The organism is Microbacterium sp. UBA1097 (genome assembly GCF_002313585.1).
GTDB lineage: Bacteria > Actinomycetota > Actinomycetes > Actinomycetales > Microbacteriaceae > Microbacterium.
Window position 1 is genome coordinate 1 of the sequence record NZ_DCBW01000014.1, and the last position, 17,652, is coordinate 17,652.

A 17,652-nucleotide genomic window follows, 5' to 3' on the forward strand; every position below is an offset into this window, starting at 1 on the left:
GAGGACCGGGTTGGACGAACCTCTGGTGTGTCAGTTGTTCCGCCAGGAGCACCGCTGATTAGCTACGTTCGGGATGGATAACCGCTGAAAGCATCTAAGCGGGAAGCCGGCCTCAAGATGAGACTTCCATGCCTACGGGCGAGAGGCTCCCAGCAGACTACTGGGTTGATAGGCCAGATGTGGAAGCGTGGTAACACGTGCAGCTGACTGGTACTAATAAGCCGATGACTTGATAACACACCGTTTTTGGTGCTTGCGTCCACTGAGTGGTTCTCGATGTACGGTCGAGAACCGCATGACAATGACTTTTGTTGTGCAGACTGAAACATCAATAGTGTTTCGGCGGCCATAGCGAGAGGGAAACGCCCGGTCCCATTCCGAACCCGGAAGCTAAGCCTCTCAGCGCCGATGGTACTGCAGGGGGGACCCTGTGGGAGAGTAGGACACCGCCGGACTTCTTTTAAGAAATGGCCACCCAATGCTGGGTGGCCATTTCTCGTTAACAGGCCACTGCATCGCTGAGGTACGCCACGTGGAAGGATCGGGCACGAGATGGTAGAGGACAGCGCGCCGAACGCGGATGATTCGGACCGTCGCGACCGCAAGGATCGAGCGGCTCGTCCGTATCGCGAGGGCACTTCTGCGCGGGGTGGCCGACCCGATCGGGCTGGTTCGGATCGTCGGGCTGGTGCTGGGCGGAGCGCTCCCGGTGACAAGTCAGCCCGCGGCTCGTCGCGAGGCCCTCGCGACGGCGGCGCGAGCGGAGGCGAAGCCCGTCCTCGCTACAGCGATGACCGCGGCCGGCCCCACGGCTCGGCCCGCCCCCGCGGCGCGGGTGAGCGTGACGCCGACAGGCCGCGCTCGTCTGAACGAGGTGGTCGTCCGTCCGATCGTGGAGGACGGCCGTTCGATCGAAGTGGTCGTCCCTCCGATCGAGGTGGTCGTCCGTCCGAGCGCGGTGGTCGTCCATCGGATCGCGGAGGCCGCCCCTCGGAGCGCAGAGGCGATACGGACCGCGGTCGCGCAGATCGTCCGCAGCGTAGGGAACGCCCACCTCGCGACAACGAAACCCGCGAACGCGCGCCCGAGATCCCTGAAGAGATCACCGCCCGGGACCTCGCTGCGCCCGCCCGCAATGAGCTCAAGACCTTGGGCAAAGAGAACGCGGACGCCGTTGCCCGGCACCTCGCCATGGCGGCGCGGGTGATCGATACCGATCCGGCCCTCGCGCACGAGCACGCGCAGGCCGCGGTCAAGCGTGCGGGTCGGATCGCCGTGGTCCGTGAGACTGCCGCGATCACCGCGTACGCGACCGGGGACTTCGCCCTCGCGCTGCGTGAGCTGCGGACGTATCGCCGCATCTCGGGCAAGGATGACCAGATCGCTCTGCTCGTCGACAGTGAACGCGGGGTGGGGCGTCCCGACCGTGCCCTGGAGGCGGGCCGGGCCGTCGACCGCGACGCGCTCCCGGCGGGGGTACGTGTCGAGCTCGCGATCGCGATGTCTGGCGCGCGCCTGGATCTGGGCGAGCCCGAGCGCGCGCTCAGTGAGCTCGATATTCCGGAGCTCGACCCGGATCGCGCCTTCGAGTGGTCACCCGCGCTCTTTGCCGCCCGTGCCACGGTTCTGGACGAGCTCGGACGCGTCGATGAGGCACAGGAGTGGCAGCGGCGGGCGATCATCGCCGCCGATGCCCTGGATGCGGCAGCCGGCTTTGCCGAGAGCGAAGAGCTGTTCGTCGAGGACATTGAACCCGAGGAACTCTCGTCCGAAGGGCCCACCGCCGCTCCGGCGGCCACCGCCGAGCCGACCTCGCGTCCCGCGACTGAGACCGAGCGCGCCGACGGAGAGGGCTGATGGCGATGTTCTCGCGGCGGCGCACTCCATCGACGCCGCTCGATGGAGTGGATGCGGTCCTCGCCGACCTCGACGGTGTCGTCTACGCCGGGGCCGGCGCATTGCCGTGGGCAGTGGAGAGCCTGTCAGCGCTGGGGGAGCGGCGCCTCGGGTTCATCACGAACAATGCATCCAGGACCGACGAGGCTGTCGCCGAGCACCTTCGGGAGCTTGGCCTTGCGACGCAGGCATCGGACGTGGTCACCAGCCCGCAAGCGGCAACGCGTCTGCTGCGTACCCGCGTAGAACCGGGCGCGACGATTCTCGTCGTCGGTGGTGAGGGGCTGGTCGTCGAACTCGAGAACGCCGGGTACGCCGTCACCCGGAGTGCTGAGGATTCGCCGGCGGCTGTCGTGCAGGGTTTCGCCCCGGATGTGGGGTGGAAGCAGCTGGCAGAGGCGGCGTTCGCGCTGAAGACCCCGGAGGACGAGGGTGGCATCCCCTGGATCGCCACCAACACCGACTGGACGATCCCGCAGGCCCGCGGGATCGCACCGGGCAACGGCACGCTCGTCTCGGCGGTGCACACTGCCGTCGGGCGCCTGGCGACCGTCGCGGGAAAGCCCGAGACGCCGATCTTCGAGGAGGCTGTCGCGCGTTTCGGGGCGCAGCATCCGTTGTTCATCGGTGACCGCCTCGACACCGACATTCTCGGCGCCTGCCGGGCCGGAATCGCCTCGGCTCTGGTGCTGACGGGAATCGACCGGCCCAAGCACGTGCTGGCAGCTCCCGCCGGATCGCAGCCCACGTTTATCCTCGGTGATCTTCGAGAACTCTTCGAGCCGTACCCCGAGGCTGTGACCCATGACGGGGTGACGGAGGTGCGGGGTGCTCGCGTTCGCATCGATGGTCCCGATGTGGAAATCCTCGCGGAGGGGGAGCGCCCCATCGACCTGCTGCGTGCCGGGGCTGCCGCGATCTGGCGGACCGGCCGTGCGATCTTCGGGTTCCGTGTGCCGGAGCGCCTCTACGCGGATCCATTCCACCGGCCCTGAGCGTTCACCGGCCCTGGGCCTCCACCGTCCTGGGGCCTTCGCCGCGCTGTCGGGCCTGATCGCGCTGTCGCGCCCGTAGTCTGGGTGTCATGCTCAGCGACGACCGTCCCGATGAGGATGCCGCCTCCGACGAGATCAAGGACGGCGACACCGTGACGGAAGCCGCCGCTCCCCGCCCTGACGAAAACCTTCTCTCGCAGCTGGATATCGTCGAGTCGCAGCCGCTGTCTGACCGGGCTGCGGCGTACGAAGCCATCCACGAAGACCTGGCTCGGCGCCTGGAGCACAATCCTGAGGCGCCTCGTCAGTGATCTCTCGCCGATGACACCCCGACTGGATGCCGAGCTCGCCGCTCGCGGCCTGGCGCGCTCGCGAACGCATGCTGCGCGCCTGATCTCCGCGGGCAGCGTCACCGTCGACGGGCGCGGGGTGGTGAAGCCGTCAGCGGCAGTGGACGCGGCATCCGTCATCGAGGTAGCAGCCGAGGATCACTACGTCAGCCGTGGGGCGCACAAACTCGTCGCGGCGCTCGAGGCGTTCGGGGTGGACGTCGCGGGCAGAGCTGCGCTGGACCTGGGTGCGTCAACCGGCGGGTTCACACAGGTGCTGCGGGAGCGCGGGGCAACGCCGGTCGTTGCCGTCGACGTCGGCCACGGACAGCTCGCGGCCGGCATCGGATCCGACCCCGAGGTCATCTCGGTCGAGGGGTTCAACGTGCGTTACATGGATGCCGAGACGCTGCGCTCGGCATCCGGCGTGGGACTCGAGCCTCGGATCGTCGTGGGGGACCTCTCCTTCATCTCCCTGAGCCATGTCCTTCCTGCGATCCGCCGCGTGGCGGCGGCGGATGCCGACATCGTCCTGCTCGTAAAGCCGCAGTTCGAGGTGGGGCGCACCGGCATCCGCGAAGGGGTCGTGACCGATGCAGCGCTGCGTTCCGAGGCCGTCATGGGGGTCCTGTGGTCGGCGTGGGACACGGGACTCGGCACTCTCGGGGTGATTTCCTCCCCGATCGTGGGTACCCACGGCAACCTCGAGTACCTCGTGCATCTTGCCGCGTCGCGGGGGAGCAATCCGACAGAATGGATCAGCACGGTGAATCAGCTGACGGGAGCAGGATGACCGACGAGGCGCGCAACATCCTCGTGGTCGCGCACGGGCGTCGACCTGACACGGTGGGCGCTGCTGCCCGTGTGATCGGCGCCCTGCGTGACGCGGGCGCAACACCAGTGCTCTCCTCCGACGACCGGGCTGAGCTCGACTCCGCGATACCGGGACCGCTCGCGACCCTCGGTGCTGATGTCGCGGTAGCCGACATCGAGCTGGCGATCGTCCTCGGGGGCGATGGCACAATCCTGCGGGCCGCAGAACTCGTTCGCGAGGGCAGCGCCCCGGTTCTCGGGATCAACATGGGTCACGTCGGCTTCCTCGCCGAGATCGAGCGCGATGACATGGACGAGGCAGTCCGGCGGGTCATCGACCGCGACTATACGGTCGAAGAGCGACTCGCGCTGCAGGTGCGGATCAAGGACCGCGACGAGCAGGTCATCTACGAGACGTGGGCGCTGAACGAGGCCACGGTCGAAAAGGCCAGCCGGGAGCGGATGCTCGAGGTCGTGATCGAGATCGACGGCCGGCCGCTGTCGTCGTTCGGCTGCGACGGCATCGTGGTGTCCACTCCGACCGGCTCGACCGCGTACAACTTCTCCGCCGGCGGTCCGGTGATCTGGCCGGGAGTCGAGGCGATCGCCGTCGTCCCGCTGTCGGCGCACGCGCTGTTTGCCAAGCCGCTCGTGATCGCGCCCGAGCACACCGTGGCCGTCGAGTTGCTCGAGCGCACGAACGGCACGGGCATCCTGTGGTGCGACGGCCGCCGCTCGCACGATCTTCCGGCCGGGGCGCGCGTCGTCGTCCGCCGATCCGAGCATCCGGTGCGGCTTGCGCGCCTGCATCCCGCGTCGTTCACCGACCGGCTCGTCAAGAAGTTCCGCCTGCCCGTCGAAGGATGGCGCGGCCCGTCACCCGCCGCGGAGAGTTCGTGATCGAGCAGATGACCCTACGGGACCTCGGCGTCATCGCCGAGGCCACCCTGCCCATCGGTCCGGGTTTCACGGCGATCACGGGTGAGACCGGCGCGGGCAAGACGATGGTCGTGACCGGCCTCGGCCTGCTTCTCGGTCAGCGCTCGGACAGCGGTGCAGTGCGCGCGGGGGCGGCGCAGGCATCCGTTGAGGGCGTGTGGATCGTGCCGCCCGACGGGGCTGTGGCAGAGCGGGTGCGCGAAGCTGGCGCCGACGTCGAACCGATCGACGAGACGCGGGCCGAGCTGATCGTCGGGCGCATCATCTCGAGCGAGGGACGCAGTCGGGCTGCAGTCGGCGGGCGAGCAGCTCCCGCCGCGGTCCTGTCGGATCTTGCCGATGACCTCGTGGTCGTGCACGGGCAGTCCGAGCAGTTGCGGCTGCGCTCGGCTGCCGCCCAGCGCGACGCTCTCGACCGGTTCGGCGGTGCCGACGTCGCCGACGCGCTCGTCACCTACCGGGACCGGTTTGCGGCGTGGGAGGGACTGGACGAGGAACTGACGACCCTGATCACCGATCGCGACGCGCGGGCTGCGGAAGCCGAGGAACTGCGCGCCGCGATCGCGGTGATCGAAGCGGTGGCACCGCGCGCCGGGGAGGATGCCGAACTCACCCAGCGGGCCGAGCGGCTCGCGAACGCCGAGGCGCTGCGGGAGGCCGCGGCGCTGGCGCATGCGGCACTGACAGCCGAAGACGAGGCAACAGACGCGACGACCCTCGTCGGGGAGGCGCGGCGTGCCCTGGAGCGTGCCGCGGGAAGTGACCCCGAGCTCGAGCGTCTCGCCGAGCAGGTAGCCGAGATCGGGTACCGGCTCGTCGATGTCTCAGCCTCGCTCGCGGGGTACCTCGCCGACCTCGATGAATCGGGTCCGCACGAACTTGCCGCCGTCGAGGAGCGCCGTGCCGCACTGTCCGAACTGGTGCGCGCGCATGGCTCCCTGGATGAGGCGATCGCGCTTCTGGACACCGGGTCGGCACGGCTGGCAGAACTCGACGACGACGGCGAGCGGGTCGAGCGACTCACTCGGGAGCGGGAGGAGGCGGCATCCGCTCTCGATGAGGCGGCAGCTGCCCTCACGGCGGCGCGCACGACGGCTGCCGCCCGCCTCGGAGAGCTCGTGACCGCCGAGTTGCATGCTCTGGCGATGCCGGATGCCGAGATCGAGGTCTCCGTCACCCCCGCAGCTCCCAGCCGGTCGGGGCGGGACGAGGTAGCGATCCTGCTCGCGCCCCACCCGGGTTCATCGTCGCGTCCGGTCTCACGCAGTGCCTCCGGCGGTGAGCTCAGTCGGGTCATGCTCGCGATCGAGGTCGTGATCGCCGGAGTCGATGCCGTACCGACCTTCGTGTTCGATGAGGTGGATGCCGGGATCGGCGGCGCCGCGGCGATCGAGGTGGGAAGGCGGCTCGCGCGTTTGGCCCAGACATCCCAGGTGATCGCCGTGACCCACCTCGCGCAGGTGGCGGCGTTCGCGAACAACCATCTGAGCGTGGTCAAGGCCAGCGATGGCGCGATCACGGCATCCGGTGTTCACCAACTCACCGGCGCCGCCCGGGAGGCCGAGATGGCGCGGCTGCTGTCGGGGATGCCAGACTCCGAGGCAGCGCTCACCCACGCCCGCGAGTTGCTCGACCTGGGCGCGATTGCCGACTGATAGGATCGAAGCCCGTGATGCAGACCCCGAGTGACTCGCACGGTTCCCCTTCGGACGACGCCCCGGCGTCCCCCTTCTCTACCGGTGACGAGCGCTCGTCGGGCCTGACGACGACGAAGCATATTTTCGTCACGGGAGGTGTCGTTTCCTCCCTCGGCAAGGGTCTGACTGCCGCAAGCCTCGGCAATCTGCTCACCGCTCGCGGCTTGCGGGTCGTGATGCAGAAGCTCGACCCGTACCTCAACGTCGATCCCGGAACGATGAACCCGTTCCAGCACGGCGAGGTCTTCGTGACCGATGACGGCGCTGAGACCGACCTCGACATCGGGCACTACGAGCGGTTCCTCGACATCGACCTGAGCCAGGCTGCCAACGTCACGACCGGGCAGATCTACTCGCAGGTCATCGCCCGGGAGCGCCGCGGTGAGTACCTCGGCGACACGGTGCAGGTGATTCCGCACATCACCGACGAGATCAAGCGGCGCATGCGGTTGCAGGCGACCGAGGACCCGCAGCCCGATGTCATCATCACCGAGATCGGCGGCACCGTCGGTGACATCGAGTCGCAGCCGTTCATCGAGTCCGCGCGTCAGATCCGGCACGAGCTCGGCCGCAAGAACGTCTTCTTCGTGCACGTGTCGCTCGTGCCGTTCATGGGTGCCTCGGGGGAGCAGAAGACCAAGCCGACGCAGCACTCCGTGGCCACGCTGCGTTCGATCGGCATCCAGCCCGACGCGCTCGTGCTGCGCAGCGATCGTCCAGTGACCGAGGCGAACAAGCGCAAGATCGCGCTCATGTGCGACGTCGACGAAGGCGCCGTCGTCAACGCGGTCGACGTGCCGAGCATCTACGACATCCCGACGATGCTCCACGACCAGGGGCTGGATGACTACATCGTCGACGCTCTCGATATCGCGAAGGCCGACCGCGTGGACTGGACGCGCTGGAACCGCGTGCTGCAGGCGGTCCACAACCCCAAGCACGAGGTGACGATCGGACTGGTCGGCAAGTACATCGATCTTCCCGACGCCTATCTGTCGGTGACCGAGGCCCTGAAGGCCGGCGGCTTCGCGCACGAGACCCACGTGACCATCACCTGGATTCCCTCGGACCTGTGCGAGACCCCGGAGGGCGCGGCGAAGGCGCTCGCGTCGGTCGATGGGATCGTCGTTCCCGGCGGTTTCGGCATCCGTGGCATCGAGGGCAAGCTCGGTGCGCTGCGTTTCGCGCGCGAGCAGGGGATCCCGACCCTCGGCCTGTGCCTGGGCCTGCAGTGCATGGTCATCGAGTACGCGCGCAACATGGCGGACCTGCCGGGGGCATCCTCTAGCGAGTTCGATCCCGACACCGAGTTCCCGGTCATCGCGACGATGGCAGAGCAGGTCGACATCATCGACCACGGCGACCTGGGCGGCACCATGCGGCTGGGGCTGTATCCGGCGCAGCTCGACGAGGGCTCGATCGCGGCCGAGGTCTACGAATCAACGCGCGTTTCGGAGCGCCACCGCCACCGGTACGAGGTCAACAACGCCTACCGCGACCGCCTCGCCACCGCAGGCCTGCGTTTCTCGGGGCTCTCGCCCGACCGGAACCTCGTCGAATACGTCGAGCTGCCGCGTGAGGTGCACCCGTACTACATCGCGACCCAGGCCCACCCCGAGCTGCGCTCGCGGCCGACGGCGCCGCATCCGCTGTTCCGCGGGCTCGTGGGTGCAGCTCTCGACCGTCACCGCGCGAGCGAGCTCTTCGACGTCGAATCGGATGAGTGAGAACGTGACCGGCGCAGTGCACGATGAGCCGTTCGAGGCTCCCGTCGTCTCGTCAACTCTGGTGCACGAGGGCCGGGTGTGGGACGTCCGCAGCGACACCGTTCGCTACGGCGATGCCGAGATCGTGCGCGAGTACGTTGACCATCCGGGTGCTGCGGCTGTGGTCGCGATCGACGACGAGGGGCGGATGCTGCTGATTCAGCAGTATCGGCATCCGATTCGCCACCGGGACTGGGAGGTGCCGGCGGGGCTGCTCGATGTCGCCGGCGAACCGCCGATGGCGACGGCGCAGCGGGAGCTTGCCGAGGAGGCCGACCTTGTTGCCGCGTCGTGGCAGCCGCTCGTGAGCATCTTCACGACGCCGGGCGGCAACGACGAGGTCGTGCACCTGTTCCTTGCGCGCGGGTTGAGCCCGGCGCCGGAGGTACACGAGCGTGAGGACGAGGAAGCCGACATCCGGCTGGAATGGGTGTCCGTGGATGAGGTCATCTCGGGTGTTCTGGGCGGGAGCCTGCGCAACGGCATCCTCTCGGTGGGGGTGCTCGCCGCCGCCGAAGTGCTGCGTCGCGAACGCCAGGGCTGAGGATGCAGCTCGATCGGGCGCTCGACGCGTACCTGCGCCACGTCACGATCGAGCGGGGCTTATCGGCGCACACGGTGGCCGCGTACCGCCGTGATCTCGGGCCGTACCGGCAGTGGCTCGCAGACCGCGGGATTGATGACTCTGCGCAGGTCACGGCGGCGCTCGTAACGGAGTTCATCGCCGAGCGCGCGGCATCCGACCCGCCGCCTGCTGCCACGAGCCTTGCGCGTCTGCAGTCGTCGGTGCGGGGGATGCATCGGTTCCTCGTTGTCGAGGGCATCGACCCCGTCGATCCGACGACGCACGTGCGGCCGCCGAAGATGCCCCGGCGCCTCCCGAAGGCGCTCACGATCGCCCAGGTCGAGGCGCTGCTGGCTGCTGCGGGTCCCGAGCCTGCGGCGGCGACACCCGGCGATCTCGTGGCGCTGCGGGATCGGGCACTTCTCGAACTGCTGTACGCGACGGGTGCGCGCGTGTCGGAGGCGGTAGGCCTCGATGTCGACGACGTGACCGATGGCGACATCCTGCGGGTGCGCGGCAAGGGCTCGAAGGAGCGCATCGTTCCCATCGGCTCGTACGCGCGGGCAGCGGTGGATGCCTACCTCACCCGGGCGCGTCCCGAGCTCGCCCGTCGCGGCAAGGCAAGCCCGCGGCTGTTCCTCGGGGCGCGCGGGGCGCCGTTATCGCGACAGAGCGCGTGGCTCGTGATCCAGGCCGCTGCCGAGCGCGCGAACCTCGAGGCGCATGTGTCGCCGCACACGCTGCGGCACTCGTTCGCGACCCATTTGCTGCAGGGCGGCGCCGACGTCCGCGTCGTGCAAGAACTCCTCGGCCATGCCTCGGTCGCGACGACGCAGATCTACACGCATGTCAGCGTCGACGCCCTGCGTGATGTGTATGCGACGTCGCACCCTCGCGCGCGCTGAGCAGGCCTCACGACGACAGACGTTCCCGCCATGCTCGCGCGGTCTCGGCGAGGAGCTGGTCCCAGTTCGTCGGGCGGATGCCGAAGGTCTGCTCGGTCTCGGTGGCATCGACCTCGAAGGGCGCATCGAACTGATACAGCATTCCGTCCACTTCGCGAAGGAGCGGGACGACGAGACCACCGGTCTTGAGCAGCCACCGCGGCACGACGCGTAGTCGCGGTTCGGGAGCGCCGACCCGCCGCGCTCAGTCGCCGAAGCGCCTCGCGCACACTGACGGGCGGATTGCTCGGCACGAGCCACGGCCGGCCCCAGGCCCGTTCGTCGCGGCCGAGCATTACGAGGGTCCGTGCGACGTCGTCGATCGCTGTCCACGCGTGTGGCACATCAGGGTCGGCGAACACCGATGCGGGCTTTCCTACGAGCGTTGCCTGGGCGTACCTCGCGAGGAGCCCGCTGGCAGCGGGGAGAGTCGGGCCGATGTAGTCCGAGGCGCGGGCCTCGGTGGCACGGATGCGGCCTGCCTCGTGTGCCGCGCGTGCTTCCTCCCACATCCGGGCCCGCAAAGCGCCCTTGTGATCAGTCGGATTCAGCGGCATCTGCGCGGTCATCGGCTCCGTGACGGGGCCGTAGCCGTACAGGTTCGACATCGTCACGAGCACGGCGCCGGTCGACTCGGCAGCGGTCAGGAGCGCCGACCCCAACGGCGGCCAGAGGCGTTCCCACTGCGTGTAGCTCCCCGGGTTCGCGCAGTTGTAGATCGCTGCCGCACCGGAGGCGATGCGGGTGAGCGCCTCGGGGTCAGAGGCGTCCGCGGCTATCGACCTGATGCCGTCGCCGCCAAGTTCACTGCCCGAGCGGGTGACGACGATCACCGGTTCACCGTCGCCGGCGAGGATGCGCGCGAGAGACGACCCGACCGGGCCGGCTCCGACGATGACGTGGGGTGCGCTGGACATGGCCCGAGTGTAGGGCCGAACGCGCCCGGCACGCCTCGCGGTCGGTGAACGCTCGGTGACTAGAATCGATCAACGGCATGGCGAAGTCAGGAGAGTCGGTGGCGGGCAGCAAACGAGGCGCGAAGACGGACGCGGAGTCCGACATCCTCGGTCCCACCGGTCGCCCATATCGCGGGTTCGACACCCCTCCGCCGCTGTCGTCGCACGGTCCTGCCCGCGTGATCGCCCTGTGCAACCAGAAGGGCGGCGTCGGCAAGACCACGACGACGATCAATCTCGCTGCCTCGCTCGCGGACTACGGCAGGCGAGTGCTGGCTGTCGACTTCGACCCGCAGGGTGCGCTGTCGGCGGGTCTCGGCATCCCGACGCACGACATCACCACGATCTACGAGCTGCTGCTCGATCCCAAGCGCGACCCGCACGACGCGATCGTGAAGACGTCGGTGGAGGGGCTCGATGTCATCCCGGCGAACATCGATCTGTCGGCTGCGGAAGTCCACCTCGTCAACGAGGTAGCACGCGAGACGATCCTTGCCCGGGTGCTGCGCAAGGTGGCGGGGGAATACGACGTCATCCTCATCGACTGTCAGCCCTCGCTCGGACTCCTCACCGTCAATGCCCTCACCGCCAGCCACGGCGTGATCATTCCGCTGGAGTGCGAGTACTTCGCGCTGCGCGGGGTTGCCCTGCTCATCGAGACGATCGACAAGGTCCGCGATCGCCTGAACCCCGACATCCGTCTCGATGGGGTACTCGCGACCATGTACGACCCGCGCACGCTGCACTCGCGTGAGGTGCTCGAACGCGTCGTCGAGGCGTTCGGCGATGACGTGCTGGAGACCGTGATCGGTCGCACCGTCAAGTTCCCGGACGCGTCGGTGTCGGGGATGCCGATCACGACGTTCGCTCCCGAACACGCCGCGGCGCAGGCCTATCTGCGGCTCGCGCGAGAGCTCGTCGCCCGTGGCGCCGTCGCCTGACCCCTCGAGCGCGACGGATGCCGCTCCGGTGCCGTCAGACGAGAGCGGCAGTTCCGTGCATCCGCGGCGCATTGATGAGCCGCAGGTGCACGAAACTGCAGCACACGAGGGAACGGATGCCGCGCCCGGTGCCGCTGCGGATGGCGCGGCCGAAGCAGACGGCGGGTTCCGCGTCACGCTCGATGTGTTCGATGGCCCGTTCGACCTGCTGCTGACACTCATCAGCAAACGCGAACTCGATATCACCGAGGTTTCGCTCAGCGAGGTCACCAACGAGTTCATCGCCCACGTGCGGGCGCTCGGCCCCGAGCACGACCTCGACGAGTCCTCGCAGTTCCTGGTCGTTGCCGCGACGCTCTTGGACATGAAGGTCGCAGGCCTGCTGCCCCAGGGGGAGTTGGTGGATGCCGAGAGCGTCGCGCTGCTCGAGGCCCGCGATCTGCTCTTCGCCCGCCTCTTGCAATACCGCGCGTTCAAGGAGGTCTCGGCGTGGTTCGGGCGCAGCCTCGTGCGCGAGGACACACGTCACGCGCGCACGGTGCGGCTCGATGCGAAGTACCGGGATGCCGTCCCCGAACTCGTCTGGACGCTTTCACCGCAGGATTTTGCTGCGCTCGCGATGCTCGCCTTCGCGCCGAAGGAGATCCCGCAGGTCGGGCTCGACCATCTGCACGCGCCGTTGGTCAGCATCCGGGAGCAGGCGGCTGTCGTGGTGACGCTGCTCCGAAACTCCGGATCGCTGAACTTCCGCGAGCTGATCGTCGGGGTGGACCAGCCGGGGATCGTGGTAGCGCGCTTCCTGTCGGTTCTCGAGCTGTACCGCCACGCGGCACTCTCATTCGAGCAGGTCGAACCCCTCGGCGAACTCACGCTGCGCTGGACCGCCGAGCGGTGGTCGGACGAGAACCTTGCGACACTGGGAGCCGACTATGACCGATGACACGACCTCGGACTTCGCTTCCGACATCACCCGCCGGCTTGAGGCGATCATGATGATCCTCGACGAGCCGCACAGCCTCGTGAGCCTTGCCGCGGCAGTAGGGGCGCCCGTGCCCGCCGTACGCCAGGCCATCGAGACCCTCGTCGCTGACTACGACGGTCTGACCGGCGGCCCCAAGCGCGGGTTCGAGCTGCGCGAGGTCGGCGGCGGCTGGCGGATGTATGTGCGAGAGGAGTTCGACGATCTCGTGAGCGACTTCGTCGGAACGCAGGCTCCGTCGCGGCTCTCGCAGGCTGCCCTCGAGACGCTCGCCGTCATCGCCTACAAGCAGCCCGTCACCCGCGGGCAAGTCGCGGCGATCCGTGCCGTCAATGTCGATTCGGTGGTGCGGACGCTCCTGTCGCGGGGTCTCATCACGGAGGTGTTCACGGATCCCGACACCGGGGCGATCCATTACGGCACGACCGATGCCCTGCTCGTGAACCTCGGGATCAACTCCCTTGATGAGCTGCCGCACATCTCACCCCTGCTCGATGACGGTGCAGACGGTTTCGCGGGGGAGTCGATCCGATGACGGCATCCGGATTCGAGTCCGAGGGCCCCGACGGCGTGCGCCTGCAGAAGGTGCTCGCCGGAGCCGGAGTAGCGTCGCGTCGTGTCTCAGAGCAGCTGATCGCGGCCGGGCGTGTTCGGGTGAACGGCCGCGTCGTGACCGAACTCGGGACGCGTATCGATCCGACCACGGACCTCGTGGATGTGGACGGGGTCGCCGTGCAGCTCGATGAGAGCAAGCGATATGTGGTGCTCAACAAACCGCGCGGCGTCGTCAGCTCGATGCGCGACGAGCGGGGCCGCCCGGATCTTCGCGAATACACGGCGGAATGGTCGGAGCGACTCTTCAACGTCGGACGCCTGGATGCCGATACCAGCGGACTGCTCGTCCTCACGAACGACGGTGAGTTGGCGCACGTGCTCTCACACCCGTCGTTCGGGGTGACGAAGGTCTACATCGCCAAGGTCGAGGGGCGCGTCACGCCGCAGACGATCGCGCGGCTCACACGCGGAGTGACGCTGGAGGATGGCCCGATAGCCGCCGACAAGGCGCGGCTGCTGTCGGCATCCGATGCCGGCGGTGGCTCGCTCGTGGAACTCACCCTGCACTCGGGCCGCAACCGCATCGTGCGACGGATGATGGCCGAGGTGGGTCATCCGGTCGTGGAGCTCGTGCGCCGCCAGTTCGGCCCGCTGCACCTGGGAAGCCTCCCGGTCGGGGCGGTGAGGGAGTTGACTACAGTAGAACGAGGCGCATTGCTGACTCTTGCGCGCCGCGAGGGTGACCCGCAGCAAGAGATCGCGCGCCACGAGGCTGACGACTCTTCGTCGCCCGATTCTCAGGAGACTTCCCCGTGACGAGCCCCGATACGTCAGCCGTGGCAGGCGGTGATTCGCTGACCCCACGCGTCACCGGCACAGTGCGCGTCGTCGGTGCCGGTCTCCTCGGCGCCAGCGTCGGGCACGCGCTGCGCGCGCTGGGCGTGGATGTCGTGCTCGAGGATGCTTCGCCATCGCAACTGCGTCTCGCCATCGATTACGGCGCCGGACGCGCTGCCACGCCCGCCGACGAGCCCACGCTCATCGTCGTCGCGGTTCCGCCGGATGTCGTCGCCGACGTCGTCGAGCGGGAACTGCGCACGTTCCCGCGCGCCGTCGTGACGGATGTCGCGAGCGTCAAGCTTGAGCCGTTGCAGGAGCTCCAAGCTCGCGGCGTCGACCTCACGCACTACATCGGGTCCCATCCGCTGGCCGGTCGTGAGCGGGGCGGTGCGATTTCAGCGCGGGCCGACCTGTTCATCGGTCGCCCGTGGGTGGTCTGCCGTGACGGCAAGACCCCGGCATCCGACCTTGCCCTCGTCGAGGCGCTCGCGCTGGATCTCGGGGCGACCCCGATCGAGATGACCCCCGAAGACCACGACCGTTCGGTAGCCCTCGTTTCACACGTCCCGCAGCTGGTGGCGAGCCTGCTGGCAGGCCGGTTCACCGACGCCCCCGACGGGTCGCTGCGGCTCGCCGGTCAGGGCGTTCGCGACACCACCCGAATCGCCGCTTCGGCTCCCGAGCTCTGGGTGCAGATCCTGGCGGCCAATGCCGCCCCCGTCGTCGACATCCTCGACGCACTGTCGCAGGACCTTGCCGCCGTCGCCGAGGCGCTCCGCACGCCCGAGGCGCCGGGAGCTCGACGCGAGATCGCCGACACCATTCGCCGGGGCAACGAGGGCGTGGAGCGCCTGCCCGGTAAGCACGGCCAGAACCGCCGCTTCGCGTCCCTCGTGGTGATGGTCGATGACACCGCCGGGCAACTCGGCCGCCTGTTCGGTGACCTGGGCGCGCTCGCGGTCAACGTCGAAGACTTCCGGCTGGAACACTCGCCGGGGGCCCCTTTCGGCCTCGCCGAAATCGCCGTCGCGCCATCCGTGCTGCGCGACGCGACAGCCGGACTCGAGAAGCGCGGATGGAAGATCGCGAGCACCACCAATGACTGATACCGCCCCCGAGGCTGTGGCCGCCGACACTGTGGCCGCCGACACTGTCGCCGCAGACACCGCCGCGTCCGACGTCGTGATCGTCGCGGTTGATGGCCCTGCCGGCAGCGGCAAGTCCAGCGTGTCGAAGCAGGTGGCCCGCGCGCTCGGCTTCGGCTACCTCGACACGGGAGCGGCGTATCGGGCGCTCGCGTGGCACGCGTTGGCGCGCGAGGTCGACACCTCCGATGCCACTGCTGTGCTGGAAGCCGTCAGCGACTTCGACTTCCGCATTTCCCTGGACCCTGATGACTATTGGGTGCGATCGGGCGAAGTCGATGTAACCGAGGCGATTCGCGAGCAGCGGGTGACGGATGCCGTGAGCGGCGTCGCCCGCGTTCCGGCGATCCGACGAGCGATCAATGCGGCGTTCCGGCGCCTGGTGGCGGCATCCGGTCGTCCCGGGGTTGTCGTGGAGGGTCGGGACATCACGACCGTCGTCGCCCCGGATGCGCCGGCGCGGATCCTGCTGACCGCTGATCCCGCGGTTCGGGCTGCGCGACGCAGCGCCGAGATCAGCGGATCGACCGCGGCAGAGGTCGCGGAGGCGTTGCGGCGCCGCGATTCGTCGGACTCGAAGGTCGTGGACTTCCTGACCGCCGCTCCAGGCGTTGCCGTGGTCGATTCGACCGCGTTGGATTTCGACGAGACGGTGGCAGAAGTGCTCGCCGTCGCACGCCGGGAACTCGGGGGCGCCGCGCCAGTGGACCCCGACCGGGTAGCCCCGGGCGTGGAGGGGAAGGACTGACCATGAGCACCACTGGTGACGAGTTTGACGAGACCGCCGCGGGCGAGGACCACCTCGCCGATACTCTCGCGGACCTCGACGAGGAACTGGCGGAGTCCCGGGCAGCAGCGCTGCGAGCGACCCTCGATGACTACGACCTGGACGAGGATGACGCCGCGGTCCTCGCTGGGCTCGTGGCCGGTGAGGACGGCATCGAGTACCTGCCGGCGTTGCCGGTCGTCGCGATCGTCGGACGTCCGAACGTCGGCAAGTCGGCGCTCGTGAACCGCATCCTCGGGCGCCGCGAGGCAGTCGTCGAAGACACTCCGGGCGTGACACGCGACCGCGTGACCTACAAGGCCGAGTGGATGGACCGCCGGTTCACCCTCGTCGACACCGGCGGGTGGGAGCCTGACGCCCGTGGTATCGACCGGTCGGTGGCGGCGCAGGCCGAGGTGGCGATCGACCTCTCGGATGTCGTGCTGTTCGTGGTCGACGCGATGGTCGGGGCCACCTCGACCGACGAGCACGTCGTCAAGCTGCTGCGTAAGAGCGGCAAGCCCGTCTTCCTCGTCGCCAACAAGATCGATGACGCCCGTCAGGAGCCCGAGGCTGCCGCGCTGTGGAACCTGGGGCTCGGGGAGCCGCATCCGGTTTCCGCGATCCACGGCCGCGGGGTTGCTGACCTTCTCGACGAGATCATGAAGGTGCTGCCGGATGTCTCAGCCGTCGCCAAGCACGAGATCGGCGGGCCGCGCCGTGTCGCGATCCTCGGTCGCCCCAATGTGGGCAAGTCGTCGCTCCTGAACAAAGCTGCCGGCGAGGAGCGGGTCGTCGTCAACGAGCTGGCGGGAACCACGCGCGACCCGGTCGATGAGATCGTCGAGATCGGGGGGCGCCTGTGGACCTTTGTTGATACTGCCGGCATCCGTCGCCGCGTTCACCTGCAGCAGGGCGCCGACTTCTACGCCTCGCTTCGGACCTCAGCGGCGCTCGAGAAGGCTGAGGTCGCCGTCGTCGTGCTCGATGTCAGCCAGCCGCTCAGCGAGCAAGACGTGCGGATCATCGACCTGGTGCTGGAGTCCGGGCGAGCGCTCGTGCTGGCGTTCAACAAGTGGGACCTGCTCGCAACGCCCGAGCTCGAGAACCAGGACCGTCGCCGGTACCTCGAACGGGAGATCGAACAGGATCTCGCTCACGTGTCGTGGGCCCCCCGGGTGAACATCTCTGCCCGGACCGGCCGTCACCTCGAGAAGCTCGTGCCGGCGCTCGAGACGGCGCTGGAGTCGTGGGATCAGCGGATCCCGACCGGCAAGTTCAATGCCTTCCTGGCTGAACTCGTGGCCGAACACCCGCACCCGCTGCGCGGTGGCAAGCAGCCCCGCATCCTGTTCGGTACGCAGGCCGCGACGCGTCCGCCGACGTTCGTGCTGTTCACGACCGGATTCCTCGACCCCGGCTATCGCCGGTTCATTCAGCGTCGCCTGCGCGAGCTGTTCGGTTTCGAGGGGACGCCGATCGTGCTCAACATGCGAGTCCGCGAGCGCCGCCAGCGCTGAAGTTTT

Annotated in this window: 17 protein-coding genes, 2 rRNA genes and 1 pseudogene; 18 read left to right on the forward strand and 2 right to left on the reverse strand. The window is 68.5% G+C overall.

Annotation, left to right across the window (positions count from 1 at the left end):
* From B4F19_RS03800 to xerD, 11 genes are all read left to right on the forward strand, one after another.
* Positions 1-237, forward strand: a 23S ribosomal RNA gene (locus tag B4F19_RS03800); the annotation flags it as partial.
* Between the two features lie 101 nt (positions 238-338).
* Positions 339-455, forward strand: a 5S ribosomal RNA gene (gene rrf, locus B4F19_RS03805).
* A 694-nt stretch (positions 456-1,149) separates the two neighbouring features.
* Positions 1,150-1,857 (forward strand): hypothetical protein, encoded by a 708-nt coding sequence (locus B4F19_RS03810; protein ID WP_292732906.1) that lies wholly within the window; start codon positions 1,150-1,152, stop codon positions 1,855-1,857.
* Positions 1,857-2,891 (forward strand): HAD-IIA family hydrolase, encoded by a 1,035-nt coding sequence (locus B4F19_RS03815; RefSeq protein WP_292732908.1) that lies wholly within the window; start codon positions 1,857-1,859, stop codon positions 2,889-2,891. Before B4F19_RS03810 ends, B4F19_RS03815 begins: the two co-directional genes overlap by 1 nt.
* Positions 2,892-2,980: 89 nt before the next feature.
* Positions 2,981-3,202, forward strand: a complete 222-nt coding sequence (locus B4F19_RS03820) for a hypothetical protein (RefSeq protein WP_228177837.1) — start codon at positions 2,981-2,983, stop codon at positions 3,200-3,202.
* Between the two features lie 10 nt (positions 3,203-3,212).
* Positions 3,213-4,013: a TlyA family RNA methyltransferase gene (locus B4F19_RS03825; RefSeq protein ID WP_292732910.1), complete on the forward strand. Its 801-nt coding sequence runs from the start codon at positions 3,213-3,215 to the stop codon at positions 4,011-4,013.
* A complete protein-coding gene (locus B4F19_RS03830; protein ID WP_228177787.1) occupies positions 4,010-4,933 on the forward strand; it encodes an NAD kinase in 924 nt (307 codons plus the stop codon). The genes B4F19_RS03825 and B4F19_RS03830 overlap by 4 nt, the downstream gene beginning before the upstream one ends.
* The gene (gene recN / locus B4F19_RS03835) at positions 4,930-6,627 is read left to right on the forward strand and encodes a DNA repair protein RecN (protein ID WP_292732912.1); all 1,698 of its coding nucleotides are present in this window, start codon (positions 4,930-4,932) and stop codon (positions 6,625-6,627) included. Before B4F19_RS03830 ends, recN begins: the two co-directional genes overlap by 4 nt.
* 17 nt (positions 6,628-6,644) lie before the next feature.
* The gene (locus B4F19_RS03840) at positions 6,645-8,396 is read left to right on the forward strand and encodes a CTP synthase (RefSeq protein WP_228177832.1); all 1,752 of its coding nucleotides are present in this window, start codon (positions 6,645-6,647) and stop codon (positions 8,394-8,396) included.
* A complete protein-coding gene (locus B4F19_RS03845) occupies positions 8,389-8,979 on the forward strand; it encodes an NUDIX domain-containing protein (RefSeq protein ID WP_292732914.1) in 591 nt (196 codons plus the stop codon). Before B4F19_RS03840 ends, B4F19_RS03845 begins: the two co-directional genes overlap by 8 nt.
* Positions 8,980-8,981: 2 nt before the next feature.
* Positions 8,982-9,905 carry a site-specific tyrosine recombinase XerD gene (xerD, locus tag B4F19_RS03850; RefSeq protein WP_292732916.1) on the forward strand — a complete coding sequence of 308 codons (924 nt, stop codon included), beginning with the start codon at positions 8,982-8,984 and terminating at the stop codon, positions 9,903-9,905.
* A gap of 7 nt (positions 9,906-9,912) precedes the next feature.
* Here xerD and B4F19_RS03855 read toward each other — a convergent pair whose 3' ends face one another.
* Entirely contained in the window at positions 9,913-10,110 is a 198-nt protein-coding gene (locus B4F19_RS03855) for a hypothetical protein (RefSeq protein WP_292732941.1), read from the reverse strand.
* A gap of 175 nt (positions 10,111-10,285) precedes the next feature.
* Positions 10,286-10,861, reverse strand: a pseudogene (locus B4F19_RS03860) (NAD-dependent epimerase/dehydratase family protein); the annotation flags it as partial.
* Between the two features lie 77 nt (positions 10,862-10,938).
* On the opposite strand from B4F19_RS03860, the gene B4F19_RS03865 reads away from it, so the two are divergent.
* From B4F19_RS03865 to der, 7 genes are all read left to right on the forward strand, one after another.
* Entirely contained in the window at positions 10,939-11,841 is a 903-nt protein-coding gene (locus tag B4F19_RS03865) for a ParA family protein (RefSeq protein ID WP_228177791.1), read from the forward strand.
* 85 nt (positions 11,842-11,926) lie between these two features.
* Positions 11,927-12,781 carry a segregation and condensation protein A gene (locus tag B4F19_RS03870; protein WP_292725609.1) on the forward strand — a complete coding sequence of 285 codons (855 nt, stop codon included), beginning with the start codon at positions 11,927-11,929 and terminating at the stop codon, positions 12,779-12,781.
* Positions 12,771-13,355, forward strand: coding sequence for an SMC-Scp complex subunit ScpB (gene scpB / locus B4F19_RS03875; RefSeq protein WP_292725590.1), 585 nt, complete (start codon positions 12,771-12,773; stop codon positions 13,353-13,355). The genes B4F19_RS03870 and scpB overlap by 11 nt, the downstream gene beginning before the upstream one ends.
* A complete protein-coding gene (locus tag B4F19_RS03880; protein WP_292725588.1) occupies positions 13,352-14,191 on the forward strand; it encodes a pseudouridine synthase in 840 nt (279 codons plus the stop codon). The genes scpB and B4F19_RS03880 overlap by 4 nt, the downstream gene beginning before the upstream one ends.
* A complete protein-coding gene (locus tag B4F19_RS03885; protein ID WP_292725586.1) occupies positions 14,188-15,321 on the forward strand; it encodes a prephenate dehydrogenase in 1,134 nt (377 codons plus the stop codon). Before B4F19_RS03880 ends, B4F19_RS03885 begins: the two co-directional genes overlap by 4 nt.
* Entirely contained in the window at positions 15,314-16,108 is a 795-nt protein-coding gene (cmk, locus tag B4F19_RS03890) for a (d)CMP kinase (protein WP_292732917.1), read from the forward strand. Before B4F19_RS03885 ends, cmk begins: the two co-directional genes overlap by 8 nt.
* A 2-nt stretch (positions 16,109-16,110) precedes the next feature.
* Positions 16,111-17,646, forward strand: coding sequence for a ribosome biogenesis GTPase Der (gene der, locus B4F19_RS03895; protein ID WP_292732919.1), 1,536 nt, complete (start codon positions 16,111-16,113; stop codon positions 17,644-17,646).
* Positions 17,647-17,652 lie beyond the last annotated feature (6 nt).

What these genes read in the sequence shown, in the direction of transcription:
- B4F19_RS03815 (WP_292732908.1), top strand. Translation starts at nt 1,857, where the DNA reads ATGGCGATGTTCTCGCGGCGGCGCACTCCATCGACGCCGCTCGATGGA.
- B4F19_RS03820 (WP_228177837.1), top strand. Translation starts at nt 2,981, where the DNA reads ATGCTCAGCGACGACCGTCCCGATGAGGATGCCGCCTCCGACGAGATC.
- B4F19_RS03825 (WP_292732910.1), top strand. Translation starts at nt 3,213, where the DNA reads ATGACACCCCGACTGGATGCCGAGCTCGCCGCTCGCGGCCTGGCGCGC.
- B4F19_RS03830 (WP_228177787.1), top strand. Translation starts at nt 4,010, where the DNA reads ATGACCGACGAGGCGCGCAACATCCTCGTGGTCGCGCACGGGCGTCGA.
- B4F19_RS03840 (WP_228177832.1), top strand. Translation starts at nt 6,645, where the DNA reads ATGCAGACCCCGAGTGACTCGCACGGTTCCCCTTCGGACGACGCCCCG.
- B4F19_RS03845 (WP_292732914.1), top strand. Translation starts at nt 8,389, where the DNA reads ATGAGTGAGAACGTGACCGGCGCAGTGCACGATGAGCCGTTCGAGGCT.
- xerD (WP_292732916.1), top strand. Translation starts at nt 8,982, where the DNA reads ATGCAGCTCGATCGGGCGCTCGACGCGTACCTGCGCCACGTCACGATC.
- B4F19_RS03865 (WP_228177791.1), top strand. Translation starts at nt 10,939, where the DNA reads ATGGCGAAGTCAGGAGAGTCGGTGGCGGGCAGCAAACGAGGCGCGAAG.
- scpB (WP_292725590.1), top strand. Translation starts at nt 12,771, where the DNA reads ATGACCGATGACACGACCTCGGACTTCGCTTCCGACATCACCCGCCGG.
- B4F19_RS03880 (WP_292725588.1), top strand. Translation starts at nt 13,352, where the DNA reads ATGACGGCATCCGGATTCGAGTCCGAGGGCCCCGACGGCGTGCGCCTG.
- cmk (WP_292732917.1), top strand. Translation starts at nt 15,314, where the DNA reads ATGACTGATACCGCCCCCGAGGCTGTGGCCGCCGACACTGTGGCCGCC.
- der (WP_292732919.1), top strand. Translation starts at nt 16,111, where the DNA reads ATGAGCACCACTGGTGACGAGTTTGACGAGACCGCCGCGGGCGAGGAC.